18 protein-coding genes are annotated in these 25,785 nt (G+C 45.6%); 10 read left to right on the forward strand and 8 right to left on the reverse strand.

Translation table 11 applies throughout. The features are described 5' to 3' along the window. Positions 1–114: 114 nt before the first annotated feature. Positions 115–1,503 carry a phosphoglucosamine mutase gene (gene glmM / locus NIASO_RS18290; RefSeq protein ID WP_008588456.1) on the reverse strand — a complete coding sequence of 463 codons (1,389 nt, stop codon included), beginning with the start codon at positions 1,501–1,503 and terminating at the stop codon, positions 115–117. Positions 1,504–2,106: 603 nt separating this feature from the next. On the opposite strand from glmM, the gene NIASO_RS18295 reads away from it, so the two are divergent. Together NIASO_RS18295 and NIASO_RS18300 are read left to right on the forward strand one after the other, a co-directional pair. Then, positions 2,107–2,724: a phosphatase PAP2 family protein gene (locus NIASO_RS18295; protein WP_008588458.1), complete on the forward strand. Its 618-nt coding sequence runs from the start codon at positions 2,107–2,109 to the stop codon at positions 2,722–2,724. Beyond that, positions 2,724–4,019: a hemolysin family protein gene (locus NIASO_RS18300; protein ID WP_008588460.1), complete on the forward strand. Its 1,296-nt coding sequence runs from the start codon at positions 2,724–2,726 to the stop codon at positions 4,017–4,019. The genes NIASO_RS18295 and NIASO_RS18300 overlap by 1 nt, the downstream gene beginning before the upstream one ends. Before the next feature lie 204 nt (positions 4,020–4,223). On the opposite strand, the gene NIASO_RS18305 is transcribed toward NIASO_RS18300, so the two are convergent. Next, entirely contained in the window at positions 4,224–4,751 is a 528-nt protein-coding gene (locus NIASO_RS18305; protein WP_008588462.1) for a DUF6702 family protein, read from the reverse strand. A 59-nt stretch (positions 4,752–4,810) separates the two neighbouring features. Here NIASO_RS18305 and NIASO_RS18310 point away from each other — a divergent pair, with 59 nt between their 5' ends. Both NIASO_RS18310 and NIASO_RS18315 read left to right on the forward strand, forming a co-directional pair. Further along, positions 4,811–5,392 carry a HupE/UreJ family protein gene (locus tag NIASO_RS18310; protein ID WP_025299134.1) on the forward strand — a complete coding sequence of 194 codons (582 nt, stop codon included), beginning with the start codon at positions 4,811–4,813 and terminating at the stop codon, positions 5,390–5,392. A 9-nt stretch (positions 5,393–5,401) separates the two neighbouring features. Next, on the forward strand, positions 5,402–7,762 hold the full coding sequence (locus NIASO_RS18315; RefSeq protein ID WP_008588466.1) for a M1 family metallopeptidase: 2,361 nt from the start codon (positions 5,402–5,404) through the stop codon (positions 7,760–7,762). A gap of 360 nt (positions 7,763–8,122) precedes the next feature. On the opposite strand, the gene NIASO_RS18320 is transcribed toward NIASO_RS18315, so the two are convergent. The 5 genes from NIASO_RS18320 to NIASO_RS20460 form a co-directional block, all read right to left on the reverse strand. Then, positions 8,123–9,001 (reverse strand): TraB/GumN family protein, encoded by an 879-nt coding sequence (locus NIASO_RS18320; RefSeq protein ID WP_008588468.1) that lies wholly within the window; start codon positions 8,999–9,001, stop codon positions 8,123–8,125. 107 nt (positions 9,002–9,108) lie between these two features. Then, on the reverse strand, positions 9,109–9,975 hold the full coding sequence (locus NIASO_RS19825; RefSeq protein ID WP_008588470.1) for a DUF6515 family protein: 867 nt from the start codon (positions 9,973–9,975) through the stop codon (positions 9,109–9,111). Between the two features lie 203 nt (positions 9,976–10,178). Beyond that, complete coding sequence (locus NIASO_RS18330; RefSeq protein WP_008588472.1) at positions 10,179–10,724, reverse strand: hypothetical protein; 546 nt, start codon at positions 10,722–10,724, stop codon at positions 10,179–10,181. 63 nt (positions 10,725–10,787) lie between these two features. Continuing rightward, positions 10,788–11,081, reverse strand: a complete 294-nt coding sequence (locus NIASO_RS18335) for a hypothetical protein (RefSeq protein WP_211139871.1) — start codon at positions 11,079–11,081, stop codon at positions 10,788–10,790. A 248-nt stretch (positions 11,082–11,329) separates the two neighbouring features. Then, positions 11,330–11,719 carry a hypothetical protein gene (locus NIASO_RS20460; protein ID WP_008588476.1) on the reverse strand — a complete coding sequence of 130 codons (390 nt, stop codon included), beginning with the start codon at positions 11,717–11,719 and terminating at the stop codon, positions 11,330–11,332. Between the two features lie 627 nt (positions 11,720–12,346). On the opposite strand from NIASO_RS20460, the gene NIASO_RS18350 reads away from it, so the two are divergent. Next, a complete protein-coding gene (locus NIASO_RS18350) occupies positions 12,347–12,601 on the forward strand; it encodes a hypothetical protein (RefSeq protein ID WP_008588477.1) in 255 nt (84 codons plus the stop codon). A 242-nt stretch (positions 12,602–12,843) separates the two neighbouring features. On the opposite strand, the gene NIASO_RS18355 is transcribed toward NIASO_RS18350, so the two are convergent. Continuing rightward, positions 12,844–14,019 (reverse strand): acetyl-CoA C-acyltransferase, encoded by a 1,176-nt coding sequence (locus NIASO_RS18355; protein ID WP_008588480.1) that lies wholly within the window; start codon positions 14,017–14,019, stop codon positions 12,844–12,846. Positions 14,020–14,352: 333 nt separating this feature from the next. Between NIASO_RS18355 and NIASO_RS18360 the strand changes: the two genes are divergently transcribed. From NIASO_RS18360 to NIASO_RS18380, 5 genes are all read left to right on the forward strand, one after another. Next, positions 14,353–15,042, forward strand: coding sequence for a DeoR/GlpR family DNA-binding transcription regulator (locus tag NIASO_RS18360; protein WP_245605201.1), 690 nt, complete (start codon positions 14,353–14,355; stop codon positions 15,040–15,042). Between the two features lie 22 nt (positions 15,043–15,064). Continuing rightward, complete coding sequence (locus NIASO_RS18365; RefSeq protein ID WP_008588485.1) at positions 15,065–18,508, forward strand: SusC/RagA family TonB-linked outer membrane protein; 3,444 nt, start codon at positions 15,065–15,067, stop codon at positions 18,506–18,508. 10 nt (positions 18,509–18,518) lie between these two features. Continuing rightward, positions 18,519–20,360, forward strand: coding sequence for a RagB/SusD family nutrient uptake outer membrane protein (locus NIASO_RS18370; protein ID WP_008588487.1), 1,842 nt, complete (start codon positions 18,519–18,521; stop codon positions 20,358–20,360). Positions 20,361–20,509: 149 nt separating this feature from the next. After that, positions 20,510–23,674, forward strand: coding sequence for a SusC/RagA family TonB-linked outer membrane protein (locus NIASO_RS18375; RefSeq protein ID WP_008588489.1), 3,165 nt, complete (start codon positions 20,510–20,512; stop codon positions 23,672–23,674). 20 nt (positions 23,675–23,694) lie between these two features. After that, a complete protein-coding gene (locus NIASO_RS18380) occupies positions 23,695–25,719 on the forward strand; it encodes a SusD/RagB family nutrient-binding outer membrane lipoprotein (RefSeq protein ID WP_008588491.1) in 2,025 nt (674 codons plus the stop codon). Positions 25,720–25,785: the final 66 nt, after the last annotated feature.

Consider the following 25,785-nt stretch of genomic DNA (forward strand, 5'->3'; position numbering starts at 1 on the left):
ACTATGCTCGGGGTTACAGGTTGCTGGTTACAAGTTTTTCGACTCTGGATTCTGGATACTCGATATCGGAGCATCGAGTGTCTTGTATCAAGCATCCAGAAACAAGCATCCGTTCTACATATTCTCCTTAATATCCTGCATCAGCTTATGGGCAATGTTTTTGGCTTTTACCTCGTAGTCGCTCTCCGAATAAATGCGGATGATGGGTTCGGTATTGGACATGCGCAGATGCACCCAGTCGTCGTCAAATTCAATTTTCAGCCCGTCTTCATCATTTACCGGCAGTTTGCTGTATTTCTGTTTGATCTTGGTGAGGATGGTGGGAAGATCCGTTCCTTTATCTAATTCAATTTTATTCTTACTAATAAAATAATCAGGATATAAGCGTCGCAATGATTTGATACTTCCTTTTTGTGTGGCCAGATGGCTCAGGAATAATGCAATGCCGATCAGCGCATCACGGCCGTAATGAAAATCGGGTACAATGATACCACCGTTGCCCTCGCCGCCAATAACCGCATCTACTGCCTTCATTTTCGTCACCACGTTCACCTCGCCCACGGCGGAAGGGTAATAAGTGCCGCCATGCTTTAATGTAATTTCTTTTAAAGCCTTGGTGCTGCTCATATTGCTAACGGTATTTCCTTTGCGTTGCGAAAGAATATAATCTGCAACGGCTACCAGCGTATATTCTTCACCAAACATACTGCCATCTTCGTTTACAAAACAAAGACGGTCTACATCGGGGTCCACAGCAATACCGAGGTCTGCTTTTTCCCTTACCACCGTACTGGACAACTCTGCAAGGTGATCGGGTAGGGGTTCCGGATTATGTGCAAAATTCCCGGAAACGTCACTGTTTAACACAATAATATTGGTAACCCCCAGCGCTTTTAATAAGGCAGGTACAAAAGTAGCGCCGGTAGAATTGATGGCGTCCACTACTATCTTAAAATTCTTTTTAGCAATAGCATCTTTCTTTACCAGGGCATAGGCCAATATGGCGTCAATATGCTTTTGCAGGTAAGAATCATCCTGTTTAATAGTACCCAGTTTATCAACCGCTACAAAGTCAAAATCTTCAGCGGCGGCAATTTCCAGCAATTGCTTGCCCAGCTCTGCAGAAATAAATTCGCCCTCGCTATTTAAAAGTTTTAAAGCATTCCATTCCTTGGGATTGTGGCTGGCGGTAAGGATAATACCTCCTTCTGCTTTTTCCCTTGGCACGGCAATTTCTACCGTAGGGGTGGTGCTTAGTCCCAAATCAATAACATCGATGCCTAATGCATTTAAGGTTGCGGTAACCAGGCTGCTCACCAGGGGGCCGCTAATGCGTCCATCCCGTCCTACTACCACTTTTATTTTCTTTCTGCTGCCGGCAGCTTTCCGGAGAATAGTACCGTACGCCGCTGTAAATTTCACAATATCAACTGGTGACAGCGTCTCACCTGTTTTCCCGCCAATGGTTCCACGAATTCCTGATATGCTTTTTATAAGAGACATGTTCTGTATGATTTCCTTTTACGGCCATAAGCAGCCGGGGAGCAAATTTACGGATGGGCGGTTATATTTAGGGACTTGTGGATAAGATTGACGCCCGTTGGCGTGATGGATAGTTGTTGTTGTTTAATAATCAGTATCTTACGGGAGATAGCCGGATTTGGGTATGAGAATGCTAAACGCTTAACGCTTAACGTCCAACGCGTAATGCTTAACGCTTGTAACCCGAAACCTGCAACTTGAAACGATAGCAAACGTCAAACGAGAGACTATAAACTGGAAACCGTTCCGGAAGAAAGTCCTCAACATTAAACTTGAACCCTGGAAGCTGAATGCGCAACGCACAACGCCTGTAACCTGCAACGATAACAAACGTCAAACGATAGACGCGGGAAACGATAAATTGCGGTACAGGACGAACTTTGAGTGCGGAACACTAAACGCTGAGCGCCCGACCATAAACTATCAGACATTCCCCCAAGTTTCACATTTCAACATCACCACATTCCTACATTTGAGTTCTTATTTGTTATTCGGTTCTCGAAACCAGTACCCAGAAACCTGCAACCTGCAACCAGTCTCCTCCCTAATCCCTACATTTGCAGGATGGCCTGTTTCCTGTATATACCGCTCCCCGACTGGTTTGTAAAACCGGATCGCTGGTTGTTTGAGCTGGTTAATGTAAAAATGGCAAATCCTTTTATGGATGGCGTAATGCCATTATTCAGGAATCCGTTTATCTGGGCGCCGCTTTATCTTTTTGCGATAGCCTTTGTACTGATAAATTTTAAGCAGAAAGGCGCCTGGTGGCTGTTGTTGTTTATTTGCACGGCAGCCAGTACTGATCTGATCGGGGTGCATGCTTTTAAAGATGTTTTTGAGCGGTTACGGCCCTGCAATGACCCTGTAATGACTGGTCATGTAAGAATGGTATTGGGTCGCTGCTCCGGCGGGTTCAGTTTTGTATCGAACCACGCCATCAATCATTTTGGCATTGCCACTTTCTTTTTTGTAACCTTCCGGTCTTTTTTCCGCTATGCATGGGTGTTGCTGGTGTGGGCAGGCATTATCGGCTTTGCCCAGATCTATGTGGGCGTACATTATCCTTTTGATGTACTTGCGGGCTCCCTCCTGGGCGTTCTTATCGGGGTATTCTGGGGGAACCTTTTTAATAAAAGATTTGGATTTGTTATCTTCGATAAGCAATCAACTCAATTAGATTAATGGAATTATTTATAATAGCCTTGTTGATTTTACTCAATGGACTATTTTCTATGGCTGAAATAGCCCTTGTGTCAGCCCGGAAAGCACGATTGGAGGCGCAGGCAGCTAAAGGCGATAAAGAAGCGGAAGAAGCGCTTAAGCTGGCCAATCATCCTGATATTTTTCTTTCCACTGTGCAAATAGGCATTACGCTTATTGGCATCCTTACCGGTATTTATTCCGGGGAGAAGATCACCGGGCATATTGTCGATTTTTTGAACAAATTTCCTGCTGTTGCGCCATACAGTAAAGGGGTGGCCACCACTACGGTGGTGATCCTGATCACCTATTTTACACTTATTTTCGGTGAGTTGGTGCCCAAGCGCATCGGCTTGTCCCGCCCCGAGAAGATCGCCAAATTTGTGGCGCGCCCCATGCGGCTGATCAGTATGATCACCTATCCGTTCATATGGCTGCTGACCAAATCCAGTAGTTTGATCAGCAAACTATTAAACATTAAAACGGAGGACAACCAGGTAACGGAAGAGGAAATAAAAGCCATGATCAATGAGGGAACTGAGCAGGGAACGCTGGAAGAGACCGAGCAGGAGATCATTGAGCGGGTATTTCACCTGAGCGACCGGAACATCACCTCACTGATGACCCACCGCAGTGATATTGTGTGGTTTAATGTGGATGATACGGAGGAAACGATCCGGGAAAAGATCCTGAGTGAACCACATTCTATTTACCCCATTTGCGACGGGGAGATCGACCATATTAAAGGGGTGATTTCTTTAAAGGATCTGTACACCAATAAACATACGGTTCCGCTGAAAGACCTGATGCGGCCGGCACTTTTTGTTCCTGAGAATAATACAGCCTTCCGGGTAATGGAAAAGTTTAAAGAATCGCAACTGCATTCCTGCTTTATTGTGGATGAATATGGCAGTGTGCTGGGGATGATCACACTAAATGATATCCTGGAAGCGATCATCGGCGATATGCCTGAGGAAAATGAGGATGACTATGAAATAACCGAACGGGAAGACGGGTCGTTCCTGGTGGATGCACAGATCCCGTTTTATGACTTCCTGTCTTATTTTGATAAGGCGGAATGGATGAACGAAGGCGAACAGGAATTTGATACGCTGGCGGGATTCATCCTGCACCGGTTAAAACAGATCCCGGTCACGGGTGATAAGCTGGACTGGAACGGATTTGACCTGGAGATCGTGGATATGGACGGCCACCGGATCGATAAAGTACTGGTAACGATCAGCCAGGAGCTAAGGGATGAGATGGAGGAGGAGTAAGCGAGTTACAAGTTGCAGGTTTCGGGTTACAGGTGTTGAGCGTTCGGCGTCCGGGGTGTAAAAGTTTAAGGTTCAATGTTCGTTCCGTAACGCAATTTATCGTTTATCGTCTGACGTTTATCGTTAGGCGACTGTTTCAAATCACCGGGGTTCCGCATTTGGCATTATGCGTTCAGCATTGCGCGTTTTGCATTCAGCATTCCGCTAAAAACTAAACCCCACCTTCCGTTCGGGATAATTCAACTTACTGCTTTTCCGGTTTCCGTTCACAATGAAATGTACAATGTTCAGTTGGTCTTCAAAAAGATCATACAGAATGGTATTTTCCACCGTGATATTTTTAGCATCGAAATTGGGCGCGGCTGCCGTTGTGTAAATATATACGGCCTCGTGGTCCACTTCCCAGCCAAAAAATTTAAGGGGCAGCAACCGGCCGTTGGTGCGTACGCTTAAATGTGTGGTAATATATTGCGTTACCAGCCCGTTCATCTGTGGTTTTAAGGTTTTGTTATTAAAATCTGCTTTTGTCTTATAGAGGCGTTCCAGCACTTTTTCAAAGTCGTCCGTAAAGATCTTGCTGCTGATTTCCAGCCGGTTCTCTTTGGCATTGTATTCGATCTCCGAAGCGCTTACATGAAAAGGATGCAGGGCAGTGGAACTGAAAGAACCTCCGGTCACCAGCAGGGAAAGCACCAATAAAAAAAAGCGCCATTTATTGATCCATTTAGCCATTAATATATTTCATTTAATAGTGTAAAGATGGTTAATTATATTTGATCGTTGTCTGTCATATGAATAGTTTTATTTTCTATTTTGCTGAAGGGTGGAAACACATCATCAGTTGGGATGCTTTGGATCACCAACTGTTTATAGTAGCATTAGCCATAATTTACACGTTCCGGGATTGGAAAAAAGTGCTGGTTCTGGTGACCGCTTTTACTATTGGTCATTCGGTTACCCTGGCATTAAGTGTTTTCGATATTATTCGTGTTCCATCTGCCTGGATAGAGTTCCTGATCCCGGTAACAATCCTGATCACTGCACTCTGGAATATGCTGCGCGGGAAGCAGTTGAAAAAAATAAATGGTAATTATTTTATGGCCTTATTTTTTGGATTGATCCACGGCCTGGGTTTTGCCAATGCGCTCCGCATCATGATCGCCGGCGACCAATCCATTGGCATGAGCCTGCTGGGTTTTAACCTGGGCCTGGAAGCGGGACAGGTGCTCGTCGTTTTCCTGATCCTCGTGGTTTCGAAACTAATCCTCGATACTATAAAAATTCCTCAACAAATCTATATTTTTGCGGTTTCCGCAATAGTTTTCCTTTTATCGGTAAAGATGGCTATTGAGCGAATCCCTTCATTGAGTTAAACTGAAAAAATGAGAAAAATTCTTTTGGCTATTGTTTGTTTTTGTGCGGTACAATCCCAGGCGCAAAATATTCAGAATAATCCCCAAAGCAACCATGGTAACAAGTTTGAGCAACTGGGCACCATATTACCTACCCCTAATGAATACCGTACTGCCAGCGGCGCCCCCGGCCCAAAATACTGGCAGCAACGCTGCGATTATGTGATCAAAGCCACGCTGGATGAAAAAAATCTGAAGCTGACGGGTAGTGAAACCCTTAATTATTTTAATAACTCACCAGACCCCTTAACCTATATATGGATCCAACTGGATGAAAATGAGCATAGCAATATTAATAATGCTGACTACCAGAACAGTTCCGTGTTGCCGGAAGCCATTACCGATAAAATGGTGGCAAAAATGGACGCAGACGCCGGGCCGGATAACGGCTACGGGCATAAAATAAAGGCGATCACCGACATGAGCGGGAAAGCGATACCGTACACCATCAATAAGACGATGATGCGGGTAGACCTGCCGGCTCCACTGAAACCGGGTCAGCGTTTTCAGTTTAAAATAGATTGGTCGTATAAGATATCCGATCGCATGGCCTATGGTGGCCGTGGCGGGTATGAATATTTTCCGGGGGATGGCAATTGCCTGTTTACAATGACCCAATGGTACCCCCGGGTTTGTGTGTACAGCGATTTCCAGGGCTGGCAGAACCACCAGTTTACCGGTAGGGGAGAATTTGCGCTGACCTTCGGCAATTTTGATGTGGAAATGACCGTACCCGCCGATCATATTATCGGCAGCACCGGCGAATGCCAGAACTATGCGCAGGTGTTATCAAAGACACAAATGGAACGCTATAAACTGGCATCCAATGCTAAGGAGCCTGTTGAGATCGTGACGCTGGAGGAAGCCACTGCCGCAGAAAAAAATAAAAGCGCTCAAACAAAGACATGGCATTTTAAAGCCGATAATGTGCGCGATTTTGCGTGGACAAGCTCCCGTAAATTTATTTGGGACGGTATGCCACAGCTTATTAATGGCAAAAAGGTCATGTGCATGAGCTTTTATGGAAAAGAGGCCTATGGCTTGTATCGTAAATTTTCAACCAGGGCGGTGGCGCACACGATTAAAACCTATTCTTCTTTTACCTTTCCTTATCCCTATCCCGTGGCGCAAAGCATAGAAGCCGCTAATGGGATGGAATATCCCATGATCTGTTTCAACTACGGGCGTACAGAAAAAGACGGCACCTATAGCGAAGCCACGAAGAACGGGATGCTGGGCGTGATCATTCACGAAGTGGGACATAACTTTTTCCCGATGATCGTAAACAGCGATGAACGCCAATGGACCTGGATGGACGAAGGCCTGAACACTTTTGTGCAATATCTTACGGAAGAGTTATGGGATAACAAATTTCCGAGTAAACGCGGACCAGCCTGGGCCATTGTGGATTATATGAAACTGCCTAAAAACCAACTGGAGCCCATAATGACCAACTCAGAAAATATTGAGCTGTTTGGTCCGAATGCTTATTCCAAACCGGCAACCGGACTGAATATTTTGCGGGAGACCATTATGGGCAGGGATTTATTTGATTATTCCTTTAAAGAATATGCGCGTCGCTGGGCCTTTAAGCATCCTACGCCTGCCGACCTGTTCCGGACAATGGAAGACGCCAGTGGCGAGGATCTAGACTGGTTTTGGCGGGGCTGGTTTTACGGGATAGATCCGGTTGATATTTCGCTGGACTCAGTAAAATTTGCTAAAGCCGATTTGAACAGCCCACTACCCCAACCCAGAAAAATAGTGAAGAAGATGGATGCACCGGAGGTGAATGCCTTCGAGGATATTTCCAAGATCCGGAACAGGGAAGACAAGAAAATAACTTTTTATACGGATACCGATAAGGGTGCGCGCGACTTTTACTGGCGCTATGACCGTGGGCAGGAAAAATACGATTCCACTAAAAAAGTAACAATAGAACTACCTCAGACCGTTGATGCGTTAACACCGGAAACAAAACAAAAGCTTGGCGACAGTTATTTTTATGAGCTCAGCCTTTCTAACAAAGGCGGAATGGTAATGCCGGTCATCATTGAATGGACGTTTAAAGACGGTTCAAAAGAGACAGACCGCATTCCCGCGCAAATTTGGCGGCATAATGAGCAGAAAGTAAAGAAACTCTTTATGAAGCATAAGGAAGTAGCAGCTATTCGCCTGGATCCTTTGCGTGAAACAGCGGATATTGATGAGTCGAACAATGTATGGCAAACCCTGCCAGCGCCAACGAAATTCAAAGCCTACTCGCAAAAGCAGGCAATGGCCCGTGGACAGAGTTTTGGTACCAACCCCATGCAGCAGGCAAAGCAATAGAAGAACGCATTATCGTCATTTCGACGCGTCCGCCTAAAGCGGAGGGTTGCCAATGACATATGTTTTAAGTTATGAAAACCAATCATTAATGTTGCCGTCGTTTCGACGGAACGAGCCCCGGCGAAAGTCGGGAGAAGTGGCCGGAGAAATCTCGTTCTTTAATGATGGGATTTACCTTCGGTGAAAAAGTTCTCTTCGCCCTCCTTCGCCTGGCTCATCGTAATGACGGTACAGGCAATGCTGGTCTTTGTCTGAAATAATGCAGTTTTCTATTTTATGCAAATCTGAGGGATCTCCTGTGAGAACTTTTGCGTCTTTACGTGCAGCAAACCTGGCGTATTTGCCAGCAATCAAAATCTCCTAATTATACACCGGAGTAAGGGTGTATCCTTTTTTTTGCAACAGGCTGATCAGCCCATCGGCGCCCCCTAGGTGGCCGGCGCCCACGGCAAAAAGGGTAGGGCTGTTTTTCATTTTCCCGGGCATAATAGCAACCCAGTTTTTGTTGCGTTTTTTTAGCAGCTTTATTTCGTCGGCTGTGCTCATAAAGCGGGGATCATTCATAAGGGCTGTAAGCTTCGGCAAATTTTCGTTCCGGTAATCCAGCACTAATTGTTTGGTGAATGCCGGTGCCGTTTTCATGTCCTGCATGGATGCAATCAGATCATCAATGGTATTCGTTGATTGAATTAATCCGATCTGGAAATCGACCGATTCCAGGTGATCCACCTGCAGGGAATAGTTCTGTGCTATAGTATACAGTTCCGGCTCCATCATTTTCATACCCGATGCATTGGGGCAGTTAAATGTTTTCACCGTCAAAATAGACATCAGGCCGAAGGGGGAAGTATAGCTTAATGCATCCCGCGTCAGGTTATTCTCTTTAAATAAACTGTCCAGCAATTTTAACTTACCGGGTTTCAGGGTATCCAGGATCCCCGGAACCGGCTTCGTTAGCTCAATAAGCTTATCGCTTCCCTGAGTATTATTAATATCCGCTTCAAACGTGATGGTTCTTACCAGTTGCATCACCGCCTTAACTTTGGGTTTGATCTCGAAATCTTCGCCGCAGGCAATATGTAAGGTGCCCAACAGGTACGACGGCGCATTTAAATGATTCCCGGTGATGCGCCACAGTACGGAATTGGCTTGCGTTGTTTGCTGGCCGCTGCCAACCGCGCAGCGCAGCATCAATCCTAGCAAAATAAAAAGGGTTGGTATATTTCGCCTGTAAATCATACCTCAAAGTTATTTATACAGTAACCAAATGGAATCATAAAAAAGCGGCCCCCGGGGCCGCTATACCACTTTTGCTACAACAAGCGCCAAACGCGCGTTAAAATAGTTTACCTTTTATTATCTGTTACCTCATAAACGGTCTTCCCCTCTACTGTTACCGTTTTATAATAGGTTCCGGCGGGCGATACATATACCCGTTTGCCGTCCAGGTTTACCGCTTTGCTGTTTTTAGGCAATTGATCAAACTGGTCGCCCACCTGTGGCCGGTTATCATAAACGGCATTTGTATCGTCATTGCCATTGTTCTCCATCGGGGCTGTATTTTCCTGGCGGTTATTGTCATCACTATTATAATTATAGTCCGGCGTCTGCTGCAGGGGCATATCGGACCGGTTGTTATTTGGGTCTTCGCGGTAATTCTGATTGTTTTCTGCGCCTGCACGGGCCTTGTCTGCTTCATCCAGGTTCAGTTCGCCATTGGTGCCTATCACTACATAATACTTATGGCCGTTACCATCTATATCCGGCGAAAAATACGTGCCATTGAATTCATAGTAGTTCTGCCCGTTGATCTTTACGAGGCGGGTACCTCTTGGTAACCGCTCCAGTGTGCCGCCCAACGGAGGAGCCACTACTTCATATCCCTGGTTATTTTGGACATAGTAGGTATTATCATAGTAATAATAAGGAACCCCGCCAAAGTAAAAACGGGAATAGCCAATTGGCAGCGATCCATAAAAAGCACCGATAGGGAGCCCAAAGCCGAAAGAAAAACCAGGACGCCCATAACCATAATAAGGACGCACGGGGCCATATCCTCCAATCCCGATACCTACAGATACCCTTGGGGCCGACCGGTAATGGTAGTACCTCGGCCGGGGCGCATGTCTTCTGTATTGAGCAAAACTGCTGTTGGCTAACAGAAGCAAGGCTCCTAAAAGAAACATGCCAAATTTTATAATATTCTTGTTCATGGTTTTTTAGTTGTACTAATTTGACGCTGAGAATTAAAAAAAGTGCAGCCGGATACCAGTGGGAAATGATAAAAAAAAGCTAAAATTGATCTGTGTGACAAAAGCCCGCCTACTGGATGGAAGCTTTCGAAAAGACCCTTGCGCAAAATAAAAGCCGTAAAACCATTTACAGGTTTACGGCTTTGAAAAGCTTTTGCTGATGGTTACCTGCGACGGCCGCCACCGCTGCCACTGCTGTATCCGCCGCCTCTTCCCGAACTACCGCTGTATCCACCACTGCTGCGCATAGGGGGAGCGCTGTAAGAGCGTTGTGGCGCTGTCTGCATCCGTTGTGTCTGCATCCGTTGTGGAGGCGCTTGTTGCACCCTGTTACTATTGTTCCGCGGGCTATTAACAGTTGTATTTGCCCGGTTATTGCTGTAGTTCCGGGAGGCATTTGCATTTGCATTCGCCCTGGAGGTGCTGACCCTTGCCCGGGAATCATTCTGACCATAGCGTCCGTAAGACCTCCGGTAATAGCGGCCATTATTATAATAATAATTATTGTAACCGCCGCCATAATAGCCGTAATAGCCATAATAGCCGGGCCAGTAACCATAACCATAGTAGCCGGGGTAATATCCGTAATCGTCATAGTATCCATCATTATACGGATAATAGCTGGATGCACAGGAACTGAACCCCACTACTACCAAAACTGCCAGTCCCAAATAGGTAGCCTTTGTTTTTTTGAATATTGAAGTTTTCATTTTTGAAAATTGGATTTTATATTGTAAAGTTAAACTTTTTATTAAAAGTGAACCCCGCAACTATTAATCCCTGTACCGGTTATGCCCCCTTCCCCTGTAGCCATAATATTTTTTAGCCTGGCCGGGAGGCATATGGCGATAACGGTAAGAATAATAATTTCCATAGTAGCGCGGACGGTAATGCCTGTGATGATAATAGGCCGGTCTGTAACCTGAATAATATACTATGCTCACAGCGGGACGATGCGGACGATAATAATGGCGGGAATAATTTCTTTCATACCGATAATGCTGCGCATTTGCCCGGAGCGTACCAAAGCCCACCAACACCAGCGCCAACATAAGAATAAGTTTCATTTTCATAATAAATATTTTTAAGGTTACTGATTAAAGCACTGCTACTTGTTAGACGATGTAAAATTGCTGATCGGTGTTAATGAAAAGAAAATGTTTAAACGCTAATTGTAACAGGATAAGGAAAAGCCGCCTCAAAAAAATTATCGAAAACACTGCTCTGGATTTTAGACCAGAAATGCCAGAGGGAGTTTAATGCAATGCTTTCTAAATAAGTTTTTGAAACGGCTTTTCATCAGGGGTAGCAGCTATTAATACCCTAACAGGGATCCTAATACATTGGTCAGCGTATTTGACTGATAATAGCCCTGGTTGTAGTACCGGTTGTCCTCATACCGGTATCTTTTTTTCTGTTGACCCGGAGCAAAATATTTTGCTGATTTATACCCATATATTTTTTTGGCCTGGCCGGGAGGCAGACTGCGATAGTACCCATAATCATTACCCCGGTAATACCGACGGCGGCCGCCCTGGTCATCATCGTCATCCCTGTCGTGGCGGTAGCCATAATTGCCCCGGCGTTCATACCGCCTATCATCATGATCTTTGTGTTTATAATAACCCTTACCCTGTGCCTGTGCAGGCTGTACGGCGCCGAAGACGGCCATAGCCAATGCGAATAAAAAAAGTTTTGATTTCATAATTACGGATTTTGAGATTAAAAATTGCTTTACAACACAGACGCAAGTTTACAACCAATGGGTGTTAAGGAAAACGCAATTTTAATGGCTGGAAACGCGTATGCTAATTTGGCTTTGTTGCTGCCTGGATGAGATCCTTCACTCCGCTGCGCTTCGTTCAGGATGACGTTTACGTTGTGAGGAGTGGTTCAACCTCATAGGCGGGGGTGCTATAGTTGTAAAATGGCGCTAACTTAATACCGGAAAGAACAGCAAATGCTCCCAGTAGTACTGAAGCTGATCCCGATAGCGGCCCTATCGTGTGGACACAAAATATTGCTTTTTATATTTTTCTACTTTTTCCCCGATCAATCGGGGCCAAAAAGTAGCGCAAAAAGGGCAGGGTCAAACGAACGCCTCTGGCCGTTTGACCGCCCACGCCCACGAACCTACATTACGAAAAGTGGCAGCAAGGCCTTTTTGAAGGGGTTGGTCGAAGCCCCCGCTGTTTGATTGTTGTTCAGCCTTCCCTGCGCTGATTTTTTCCCTGCATAATTTGTCTGAATACAAAACATCCGTTGGGTAAAAAATAGGCACCCTGGATCCGTTGATTCCCGAAGTTGCAATTACGTAAAAGAAATACCCACGATGAAAAACAGTTGTTTGTTCCGAACGGATGCGGCTTGGAAGGGGTTTCGCCGGACAGTGAAAGAACAAATCAAGCGGAATGGCGGTTTTGACGCCGCGGGCGACTTTTCAAAAATAGAAAAGCAGGGAGGCGTCATAACCAGGCCTGTAGCGCAGATTGGTTCGGTTCCGTCGCAGCCCGGCCACGAAACAGGCGGCGGAATTCACCTACCGGCGGAAAAAGATTTTTTGCTCCACTTTTTTATTCCCGATTGATCGGGATAAAAAGTGGAAATATGCAATTAGACAACACTCTATTCATCTTTTTCGATGATTATTGGAAAGAGTACACATCTATAGATCTCACCCACAGGTCTTAAGCCGGCCCCTCCGGGGAATATTAAATAAGGAATAAAGAATTTTAAATGTAGCAGTGAATTATCTTTTAGAAATGAAAACTTCTAGTCTAATGGGATGCCCCTTTCTCATTCCTTATTTTTCATTTCTTATTCTATATTTTACATTCTCTCAATAATGCCTGCAATGCCCTGCCCGCCGCCAACACAGGCGGCTACCATTCCGTATTTTTTGTTGAGGCGTTTCAGATCGCTGAGGATCTGGACGGTCAGTTTGCAACCGGTGCACCCCAGCGGATGGCCCAATGCAATGGCCCCGCCGTTAATATTTACTTTTTCCGGATCCAATTGTGCTTGTTGTATTACCGCAAGGGATTGAGCGGCGAAGGCCTCGTTCAATTCGATAAGGTCGATGTCGTTTAAAGACATACCTGCGCGGCTCAATGCTTTAGGAATGGCGTGTACCGGGCCGATGCCCATAATGCGTGGATGCACGCCGGCTACTGCGGTGGACACTAATCTTCCGATGGGGTTTAGCTGCAGTTCGTTCATCATTTTTTCGCCCATCACTATTACAAAGGCAGCGCCGTCACTTGTTTGCGAGGAGTTGCCCGCCGTTACCACACCATCAGCGGCAAATACCGGTTTCAGTTTTTGCAGGGCCTCCAGGGAAGTGTCGGCGCGGGGCCCTTCATCTGTATCAACGGTAAATTGTTTTACCTGTCGTTTTCCTTTTTCATCAATAGTAATCGCTTCAACGTTGACGGGCAGAATGCCTTCTTTGAAATAACCATTACTGATGGCGTTGATTGCTTTTTTGTGCGAGTTCAGGCTGAAGGCATCGGCTGCTTCGCGGCTAATATTAAATTCTTTGGAAACGGCCTCGGCGGTAAGCCCCATGTTCAGGTAATAATCCGGATCGTCGCTGGCGATCTGGAAGGAGGGGACGGTTTTCCAGCCCGATGCCGGTACCATGCTCATGCTTTCGGTGCCACCGGCGATGATACAGTCTGCCTGGCCGGTACGGATCTTAGCGGTGGCGATGGCGATCGTCTCCAATCCTGAGGCACAATAACGATTAACGGTAGCGCCCGGTACTTCAATACCCAGGGCACGGGCGGCAATGATGCGCCCCACCTGCAGGCCCTGCTCCGCTTCGGGCACGGCATTACCCACGAGCACATCGTCTACCTGTTTAGCATCCAGTTGGGGTACGGCGGCCATAAGGCCTTTAATAACAGTTATGGCCAGGTCGTCCGGGCGATAAAAGCGGAACCCGCCTTTTTTGGCTTTTGCCACCGCGGTGCGATATCCCGCAACAATATAGGCTTCCTGCATATGAGATGATTAATATTTGAAATAATTAGTTGTTTATGCAACTTTTATTACCAAATATAATGATTTTTTGAGTTACCAGTTATCAGTGCTGAACGCGTAACGCGTAATGCATAACGCTGGTTCTATTACAGACTGGCGTTTAGCATTCAGCGTTCAGCATTCCCGCGTTTGCCCGCCGGTAAATGCAGGATTTTCTTTTTTTTTGCATGTTTTTTTTGAATTTTGCATGTTTTTGCTGTTTTTGTATTTATCTTTAAAACAAAATTAACAGCCTTGCTGAAGAAAGAACGACAAGCTTACATACTCCACCGGCTCAATCTGCATAATAAAGTATTGAGTACCAAACTCGGTGAGGACATGAAGGTTTCTGAGGATACGGTGCGGAGGGATCTGCAGGAACTGGCCAATGCAGGGAAGCTGATTAAAGTGCATGGCGGGGCGTTATCGTTGGCGTTCAATGAAGTTCAGTTTACTAATGGAACCATCTATTCTCAATCGCAGAAAGCAATAATTGCGCAGAAAGCCATTGGGCTGATCAAAGAACAGATGTACGTGCTTACAAGCGGGGGGACCACTATTATCGAAATGGCTAAACAACTGCCGCCGCATTTGAAAGCAACGTTTATAACGGGGAGCATACCGGTGTTGAATGCCTATGTGTCGCACCCGAACATTAACGTGATCGTGGTGGGCGACCGGGTAAACAAGGAAGCGCGGATCACCGTAGGGGCGAGTGCCATAGCAAAGATCAGGGAAGTAAATGCAGATTTATGCATCCTTGGTACCAACGCCATTGACCTGCAAAGGGGGATAACGGACAGCGATTGGGAGGTGGTGGAATTAAAGAAGGCGATGATTGCTTCATCAGCAAAAACAGTTTGCCTGACGATTGCGGAGAAACTGAATTCTTTTGAAGCGCTGCAGGTATGCGGGTTACAACAGATCGACTATCTGGTAACCGAGCTGGACCCGGACGACAAATTGTTACGCCCCTATGTGAAAGCAGGGGTGACGGTTTTATAGAAAAAAACATAAAAATAGAAATATGCAAAAGATCAAAGCTTTTCTTGTACTGCTATTGCTATCCTGTTGGGTATTGCCTGCTGCCCTGTTTGCCCAAAAGCAAACAATATCGGGTAAAGTAGTGTCGGATGACCAGACGCCGCTGGCAGGGGTAACTATATCCGTTAAAGGGTCTACAATAGCGGCCCTGACCGATAACAGCGGTGCCTTTTCCGTGCAGGCTTCCGTGGGACAAACATTGGAAGTGAGCTATGTCGGTTTTAAGACCCAGTCATTTGTAATAGCCAACGGCAAGCCGGTACAGATCACATTGTCCAGGTCTTCAGAAAAATCGCAGTTGGATGAAGTGGTGGTGGTGGGGTATGGTACGCAAAAGAAAGGTAATCTTACCGGAGCGGTAGCTACCGTTGATGTGAATAAAACACTTACCGGCCGTCCCATTGCGGATGTGGGCAGAGGGCTGCAGGGCGCTGTGTCGGGCTTAAGCATAACGATCCCCAGTGGGGAAGTAGGTTCTGATCCGTTAATTAAAATAAGAGGTCAGATCACTTCTTTTCAGGGTTCTACCAAGCCGCTGATCTTATTGGATAACGTTGAGATACCCAGCATACAGGTGGTAAACCCCAATGATATTGCCTCTATAAGCGTTTTAAAAGATGCTGCTGCTGCATCGATATATGGTGCTAAGGCCTCCAATGGGGTTATTCTGATCACCACCAAAAAAGGTTCCGGCACTTCCAAGCCGCAGATCAATTATTCCAATAACTTTTCCTGGCAAAATGTATGGAAGGACCTGCAAATGGCAGACGTAGATGCCCTGAAGTATACCATTGATGCAACAAGGCGCATTGGTATTACCACTCCCGTAGGGGCCTTTTATTATGTGGACAGCGCCAGCTATATGAGAGCGGTGGCCTGGAAACAAAAATATGGCAGCACCATCGGACCCGATGATCCAACCGTTTTTGGCCGCGACTGGTATGTGCAGGGAGCTAATAACCAAAAAATGGGTGTAAGAACGTACAATCCGTATGACTATATGGTAAAGGAATGGGCGCCTACGCAGCAGCATGATATTACTATCGGCCAAACCCTTGGGAAAACTTCTTATAATATTGGATTGGGTGTACTGGATCAGAGCGGTATGATAAAGCCGGCAAAAAAAGATGAGTTTACCCGGTATAACGCCTCGTTGAGAGTGTCAAGCGAGTTAAACAAGTTTATAACGGTAAGAGCTGGGGCCATGTACTCCCGGAGAAATAAAGAATACCCATATATAACAAGTTCCACCACCGCCGATCCCTGGTTATACCTGTATCGCTGGTCCCCGGTCTATCCGTTTGGGGATGACCAAAATGGTAACCCCATACGTAGCCCTGTGAGTGAAGCCGCAGCCGCTAATACTGCTAATATTTTGCAGAACTATATGAATATCAGTTTAGGATCCACACTCAATTTTACCAAAAACTGGAAATTTGATTTTGACTATACTTACACCAGCCAGGAAGAAATATGGAGACGACCCGGAACAAGATATACAGCAGCCAATTCATGGGTGGCCCCCAAAGCCCGCGTGGATGCCAACGGGCAGCCGGTGTATGTAGACAGCACAGGAGCCGTTGTACCGGGTACGACTCCCGGTGCGATACGGGCATTTGACTTATCGAATGATATGTATACCGCGCTGGGTGCTAATCCTGATCACCTGTTCCGCCAGGTTACGGACTACACAAGCAGTACGATAAATGCTTACACTACTTACAACTGGAATGTAAACCAGGATCATAATTTTAAATTTATTTTAGGCCTTAACCGGGTTGCTGCTAACACGGAATGGCAATCTCAGCAAGTAAACCAGCTAACAGACATTAATAATCCGCAATTCAATTTTGCAGTAGGGGCGCCTCCTATTGTTTTTGGCGATAAAACATGGGAGTCGCAATTGGGCTATTTTGGACGGGTCAACTACGCGTATAAGAACAAGTATCTGTTTGAAGGCAATTTGCGTTATGATGGATCCTCTAAATTTCCATCGGAGCTTTGGTGGAGATGGTACCCTTCATTTTCTGCAGGTTGGGTGATCAGCGAAGAGAAATTTATGGAATTTGCAAAGCCGGTGATCAGCTTTCTTAAATTCAGGGGATCCTGGGGAACCATCGGGGACCAGACGGTACCCAATACTTTTTACCTGCCGTTAATGACAAGCGGCCTTACCAGTTGGATAGGAGCCAATGGACAAAAATCACCCTATGTGGGCACCCCTCAGGCGATAGTAAGAGATATAACCTGGCAGGATGTTGAAACCAAAAATTTTGGGATAGATCTGGGGTTACTGCAAAATAAAATAAATGCAACCTTTGATATTTATCAGAGAAATACCAATAACATGATTGTTCCAATGGAGGGTATTCCGCTAACCTTTGGGACCGGCGCCCCCCAGGGTAATTTTGGTTCTTTATCAACAAACGGATGGGAATTAAGCCTGGATTTCAATCACCGGTTTGAAAATGGTTTGGGAATTAACCTGCGGGGAAATATTTCCAATTCAAAAACTAACATAAAACAATACGGTTCTTCCACGCTTGTTAATGGTAATTATAACGGGAAAGATATCGGAGAGATCTGGGGCTACCGCACGGACCGGTTGTATCAGAAAAGCGACTTTGATTTAGATGCGAACGGAAATCTTCAGTTGATAACCCTCACGGCAAATGATGTACCTGCTAAATATGTGGGTAAAAAAGCATACAAATTAAAGGCCGGGGCCGACGGGCAAAAGCCGGTATACCAGGTTTTTTTACAGAACTCATCCAACTTTTATTTTGGGCCGGGGGATGTCAAATTTAAAGATTTGAACGGCGATGGCATTATCGACAACGGAAGCGCGTCATTAACAGACCATGGAGATCTGGCTGTTATCGGCAACTCTAACCCAAGATATGAGTATGGCTTTAGATTGGGAGCCGATTATAAGGGAGTGGATTTTAGCGTATTCTTTCAGGGAGTAGGCAGCCGCCAGGTATGGGGCGATGGATTTCTGGCGATACCGGGTTATAATTCATCCGATGGTGCAATGCCCGAAGCCATTGCAGGCAATTATTGGACCCCCGCTACTCCTAACGCGTTTTATCCTGCTGCGTATAACAATGCCGGTAGTAATAGCGCTAATAATATGCAGGTGCAGGACAGGTACCTGTTGAATATGGCTTATTTCAGACTTAAAAATCTGACGATCGGCTATTCCCTGCCGCAAAATTTATTAAAGAAGATATGGGTTAATTCATTTAGAGTATATGGCGCATTAGAAAACTTTTTTACCTGGGATCATTTGCGGGGTCTGCCTATAGATCCTGAAAGCATCAGCGGGTATTCTATGTGGAATACTTCCAATTATAATTTGGGGCGTATCGGAGAAGGCGTTCCGGCATTTAAAAGTATTTCTTTTGGCGTTCAGTTAACCTTTTAAATCAAATACAATGAATAACTATAAATATATCTTTGGTTTTTGTATAGCGAGCCTGTTTTTTGTTTCCTGTAATAAGGATTTATTAGACCGGCCTCCTTTAACCAGTTATATAGACGACCCGTCTAAATTCTGGAGAGGCGAGGATGATATCCGTATGTTCGCCAATGGGTTTTATACGAATTATTTCAATGGCTATGGTCAAAGTTTCACCTGGGATTATGCGCCAGCTATGGGCTATAATTTTAATGATGATGTAACGGGTAAAAATGTGCAATCAAATTTTGAAAGCACCATTCCTTCTTCACGTGGCTCCTCTTCTGAAGGAGCTGCCTGGATGTCGCAATATGCAGGTCCTACATGGGATTTTGCCTGGGTGCGGAAAGCGAATCTCTTTATTAACCGGGTGGATAGTGTTGCCAAGCCAAAAATTACAGATGAAGCCTATAAACATTGGAGCGCCGTGGCCCGGTTCTTCAGAGGGTACGAATATGCGCGCCTGGTGAGCGTATTTGGCGATGTACCGTATTTCGATAAGGTAATTTCTGAAACAGACCTGCCAACATTATACAAGGACAGGGATAGCAGGGGAGTGGTAATGGATAAAGTATACGACGATTTTAAATATGTTTTGGCCAATATCAGAACGAATGATGGGGCACAATATTTAAACCAGTATATAGCTGCTGCCTTTATTTCAAGGTTTATGTTATTTGAGGGAACTTATGAACATTACCGGGGTATGGACGTGGCGAGAGTTCAAAAATACCTTCAGTTTGCGGTTGATGCAGCAGCGATTGTGATGAGCAATCCGGCGTATAAATTTTCAAGTGATTTTAAAGCCCTTTTTGCATCAGATAATTTGGCAGGCAACCCTGAAGTCCTTTTATACCGGGCTTATGATGCCTCTTTGCAGGTAACCCATTCGATCGGTTCTTACTCTAACGGAACAGAAACCGACGGAGTTGATGGAAATCTGGTCCTGATGAAATCTTTTATTGCTACTGACGGACAGAACTGGCAAAATTCAACGGTTCCTAATGCAGCCAGCTTTTCGATGGCCGATCTTATTAAAACAAGGGACCCGCGTTTTGAAGCCTCTTTTATTGATAAGGTTAATCCGGCTTCTGCCACTCTTTTATACCAGTATAAATTCGCATCAAGAGACGCGATTACTTACATTGGTAAAACTTATCCGGCGGCCTGGGGTAGCAATACCAATACAAGCGATGCGCCGGTGATACGTTTAGCCGAGGTGGTGCTAAACTGGATTGAAGCAAAAGCTATACTGGCCCAAAACTACGGCGGCCCGGCAGTAACACAGGCCGACCTGGATAAATCTATTAATGCAATCCGCGATCGTCCTCTGGATGCTGCCGCTGCTGCAAAAGGCGTGCAAAAAACCGCTCATTTACAATTGGCTTCATTGCCCAATGACCCTGCAAGAGATGTAGACGTGCCGGCGCTGATATGGGAAATACGCAGGGAGCGGCGTATGGAGTTTGCGTTCGAAGGTTTCCGTTTGCTGGATCTGAAAAGGTGGAAGAAGCTAAATTATATGGATTACAGTACCAATGCGGATTACTTCCTTGGTCCCTGGGTTAATATCCCTGCTGAACTTCCAACAGCATTAACCACCGCAACAAAAGGAACGGTGAAAGTAAAAAAAGCGGATGGTAGCATTGTTACCTGGGATGGAACGAACGCAAGCGCAATGGTAGGTTTTTGGGTGGTGCAGAATGGCCAAAACCGGCTGGGTTTCTCTGATAAAAATTATTTGTCACCTGTAGGTACCCAACAAATAAACGAATATAAGAACAAAGGATTCACGCTCACCCAGACAACGGGCTGGTAACAGGAAAATTATTGACTGAACTGGGTAGGATCAACAGCCGTAACCAGGATAAATAAAAACAGGCGCACCCTGAGCCGAGATTTAACTGATTCGTAAGGCAGGGGTAATGGTTGGGTGGCTTTTATACAAAAAAACAAAAAAGTAAAGGTATGAGAAAACGGAAGCTTTTTAGTTGGATCATGTTGGTGTTATTCGGCATGATTACGAACAATCTGATAGCTCAAAGAACCTCCATTAGTGGAACGGTGCTATCTGATGAGGGTACGCCGCTGGCAGGCGTAACGGTAGCAGTAAGCGGCACTTCCAGGGCTACAACTACCAATAGCGACGGTAAATTTACCATTGACGCGAGCGGAAACGCATTGCTGGAATTCAGCTATGTAGGGTATACAACGCAAAAAATAAACGCCAGGGCGGGTATGGAGGTGCATTTGTCAAAAGGAGCCTCCGGCCAGTTAAGCGATGTGGTGGTTACGGCAATGGGTATTAAAAAAGAACGAAAAGCCCTGGGCTATTCTGTGACGGAACTGAGCGCGCAAGAGTTGATGAAAAATAAAAATACCAACGTTGTTAATTCTTTAGCGGGTAAGGTTCCGGGTGTAAACATTACGCAGTTTAGTGGTTCTGCGGGCGCGGGGGCATCAATCACGATCCGTGGTGGTAACTCCACATCAGAGGGCCGCCAGAATCAGCCGTTATTTGTTATCGACGGTATTATATATGACAACTCCACTACAGTTACCGGTAATACAGGTACCGATGGTTTGTCCCGGAGCAATACCACGTATTCTAATCGCATCATGGATGTTAACCCCGAGGATATTGAAAGCCTTTCGGTTTTGAAGGGAGCAGCGGCCGCCGCGTTATATGGCTCCCGTGCGGCTGACGGTGTGGTGATCATTACTACAAAAAAAGGAGCAGAAGGCCGGGTTACGGTTAGCGTGAATAGTAAAGTGAGCACTTCCTGGGCAAATAAGCTACCCGAATCTCAAACGGTATTTGGTAATGGAACCAATGCTGCCAACGGTGTTCTTAATACGACTACCTATAGTAACTGGGGACAAAAAATTCCGACCGACAGTACGATATACGATAATGTGGGTAATTTTTTTCAAAACGGCATCGTGTATGATAATAACGTAAACGTAACAGGCGGTACCAAAAACGGCTCTTTTTATTTGTCGGCGTCTAACTATGACCAAACCGGGATTGTTCCTAACACCGGTTATGATAAAACTACTTTTCGCTTTAACGGGGAACAAAAATACGGGCGCCTGACGCTGAATGCCAACGTTGCCTATTCTATTGCCAACACTAACCGGACATTGACTACTGCCGGATTGTGGTCGGGTGGGGGCTATAATGGTGTAGGTAGTATGCAGGCTTTGTATACCTGGCCTCGTACGTTTGATATCAGGAATTATATAAATCCGGACGGCTCACAACACCGGATATTTGGCGGAACGCTTCCTTTGGAAGGCGATATTGACAACCCTTACTGGATTATTAACAAGGATAACTTGACCTCTCAAACAAAACGTTTTACCGGGGGCGTAAATGCTAATTATAAAGTGGCCGATTGGTGGGATCTTATTGCCCGCCTGGGTTATGACCAGTATGCAACGAATGATTATACCTATATCGCTCCAGGTTCTGCGGTAGCGCCATTGTATCAAAACGGCCGCCTGAGCAAAGACCTGGTTGACTACACGTATATTACCACAACTGTAATGAGTAATTTTCATAAAACATTTGGTGATTTTGATACACACCTGATGTTGGGTACTACATCGGAAAATACCCAAATAGGCAATCAGAATCATTGGGGCTATAACTTTATTACAGCGGGTACGATCAGTTTTAATAATATAGCCACAACCAATAAGTTTTTTACTGATGCTACAACAAGAAAGCGACTGGTAGGCGCTTATGGCGAAATTGGCGTATCATACAAGAATATTGCATTTCTTACTGCAACCGGGCGTAACGACTGGTCGTCTACCTTACCCATAGAGAACCGGTCTTATTTTTATCCTTCTATTAGCGGCTCTTTTGTGTTTACAGAGTTATTGCCCAAGAATGATATTCTCTCCTTTGGTAAAGTGCGGGCAAGCTGGGCACAGGTAGGTAAAGATGCCAACGCCTATGCTACGAATACTTATGTAAATCCTCCTTATACTATTGGCTCTTTTACTGCGGTGGGGAATCAATGGGCAGCAGGCAATCCTATTTTAAAACCCGAAATTCAAAATTCATGGGAAATTGGAGGGGAGTTCCGGTTCCTGAAAGGTCGCATTGGTTTGGATTATACCTACTATCATAGCCAGACAGAGAATCAGATCGGACAACCGCGTTTGGCACAATCCGGAGGGTTTATTTTCAGCACCCTTAATTCGGGTTCTGTTATTAACAAGGGTATGGAAATTGCGCTTACGGGAAAACCGATTGTACAACAGGATTTTGGATGGGAAACAATGCTTAACTTTTCCTATAATAAAGGCCGGTTGGGCGCCTTTATACCAGGCATAGCTTATTTTTACCCCACTGATGCCCAGTTTGGAACGGTGAAAGCTGCTTCCATTCCCAATGGTGGTTATTTTCTTGGAATGACCGGTCAACCCTATTTGCGTGAACTGGATGCCAACGGCAAAGAAATTCCGAACGGGCGTTACCAGGTTGATCCTACTACCGGATTGTATAAGCTGAACACGACTAACCCGGTTGTGGGTAATCGCGAGCCTGATTTTATTGCAGGTTTCAACAATACGTTGCGGTACAAACACCTTTCATTGTCTTTCCTGCTTGATATCCGCAAGGGCGGCGATGTATACAATGGTACCGAGTATGCGATGGTCGTGAACGGGTTGAGCAAAAAAACATTGCTGAATGACCGGCAATCGGTAACGGTAACCGGCGTTAACAGCCAGACGGGCCAGGATTTCACCCAAACATATCAGGCGGGTCAAACCTATACAATTGGTGGAAAAACCTATGCCGGAACCTATATGGTTCAACAGTATTGGGCTAACTACGCGGCCAATTCCCTGAATTTTATTACTTCTGTGAACTGGCTCAAACTGCGCTCCCTGTCTATGACGTACGACTTCTCTGATATGCTGAAGAATAAAAAAGTTATTAAGGCGCTTTCTGCAACGGCCGTAGGTACCAATTTATTTACCCTTACCAATTACAAAGGGATGGATCCCGAGGTAAGCGCTGCAGGTGGCACCGGAGGTTCCGGCTCTACCGGTATTGATTATTTAGGTGTGCCCGCAGTTGCAAGTTTCACATTCGGGGTAAATCTTACATTTTAACTAATGCAAAAAGGTAAATTATGAAACAATTAAAATATATCATACTCGGTTGTATATTGGTATCAGGGCTGGCTTCCTGTAAAAAGTGGCTGGATGTGAATACGGATCCGGATAATCCGAATAACCAAAGTGTGTTAATTGAGAACCGGCTGCCATGGATCGAGCATTTTTATCAATATTCGTCGGGGGTTACCAATTTTCGTACGTCGTGCCAGTCGGGAGTTTATTACAGTACTACCGCCGGCGCCAATACTTTTAGCACCACCTGGCAATGCTCCAGCGCTAATTCAACCACTCCTTATCAAACCTGGTTTGTTGCGGTATCTTCGAATGTAGTTGATATGTATAACGCCGCCCAGAAAAAAGGAGCCTATCATTATATGGGGGTGGCTGATGTAATCAATGCATTAGGTTTCATGGAAATGCTTGATCTTTATGGTGAGATGCCTTTCACCGAGGCTGCAACCGGAAACCCAAGTCCCAAGCCTGATGATGGCAAAACGATTTTTAACGGATGTATGGCCAAGTTAAATGAAGCCATCGTTCTGTTCAGCAAAGCACAGGAAGCAGGGGCGCCGGCGCTTACCACCGGAGATATGTGGAATACGGCCGGCGACGTAAACAAATGGATAAAACTAGCCTGGGGATTAAAAGCCCGTTACATGCTCAAATTATCGAAAAAGACAGATTTGTATAACGCAGATTCTATATTGTATTGTTTGTCAAAAGGACCGCAATCTATTGCCGATAATGTAGTAGGACCTGGCTTAAATAATAGTACCGTAACCGACTACCTGGTGGGAGATCCTGTTGTAACCAATGGTAATTTTGATTATGCGGGATACGGCAGTTCCAATCGCATTGCTCAGTTCTATTATAACCTGCTCACCAATATGCGCGCTGCTGGTATTAAGGATCCCCGTATGACGAAAATTGTACCCGCAGCCATGTCTAACATTAAATTAGATGCTAATGGGAAAGTGGCCTCTTATACCTGGAATCGTTCTGTGGGCGTTGATTCTTATGGTCCTTCCACCCGTTTAGTAAAAGGAGGGCCGGCCACTATTGCAACCACAAGTTATGCCGCCGTAAGTACAAATGTTAAGTACACGATCGCAGACGCGACAGAACGTGCCAATTTTATTGCTGCCCAAACTGCAGCGGGACGCGCGTTTACCAACAGTGGAAACGATGTAACAGTCACCTACGCTCCGGGTTCCCTTTATATCAACAACACTAATTATCTGTATGCCGGGGATACTGTTTATGTAAACCTGCGCAGCAGCGCTATGGCCACATCCGGAATCCCTGCCCAGGGTGCCCTGGACGTGAATTGGTATCCTGCTGCTGCCAGTGCACTTGGCGCCACACCTGCTGTTGCAGTTGGGTTTAATGCCGGAGCGATCGGCTCTACAGGTTCGTTCCAGATCCGCCCGGTTTCCGATCAGGAGATACTCACCTACCATGAGATGTGTTTTATTAAGGCAGAAGTGTATATGCGAAAAGGAGATGCTGGCAGTGCTTATACAGCGTACAGGGCAGGTATCCAGGCGCATTTGGATATGATGCAGGCCAAATTATCCCAATGGCAGGCCGCCCAGTATAATAATCCTGATATGTGGCCAATGGACCCGACTGCCATCAGCACTTATCTTTCCAGCGCTGCGGTTTGCCAGGGTGCAGGGGATCTGAAAATGGCCGATATTATGCTGCAAAAATATATTGCTATGGGTTGCAGTATTGAGAACTGGAATGATATGCGCCGGTTCAACTTCAGCGCAGGTAATGTGGGTGGCTTTGGTGTGGTTTATCCTGGTTACCAGCGGGGGCCGTTATTTACCGGCCAGGCACAGCTCACCGGCGCGGGGGCTACCGATGCCCGGTATTGGATGCGCCGCTGGATGCTGCCGCCAACCTATGAAATAAATTATAACTCCGTAAACACACTAGCTTTAAATCCCCATGCAGCCGACCCCAATATCTGGAGTATGCCGGTTTGGTGGGATTGTGCTACCGATGCGGAATATTACGGATATCTTAAGTAGTAAGGGAAAAGAAGCAACACCCATCTGCTAAAATATAAAAGAGGAAGCCGTAGCAAAATAATTTTG

It is taken from the genome of Niabella soli DSM 19437 (assembly GCF_000243115.2).
Lineage (GTDB): Bacteria > Bacteroidota > Bacteroidia > Chitinophagales > Chitinophagaceae > Niabella > Niabella soli.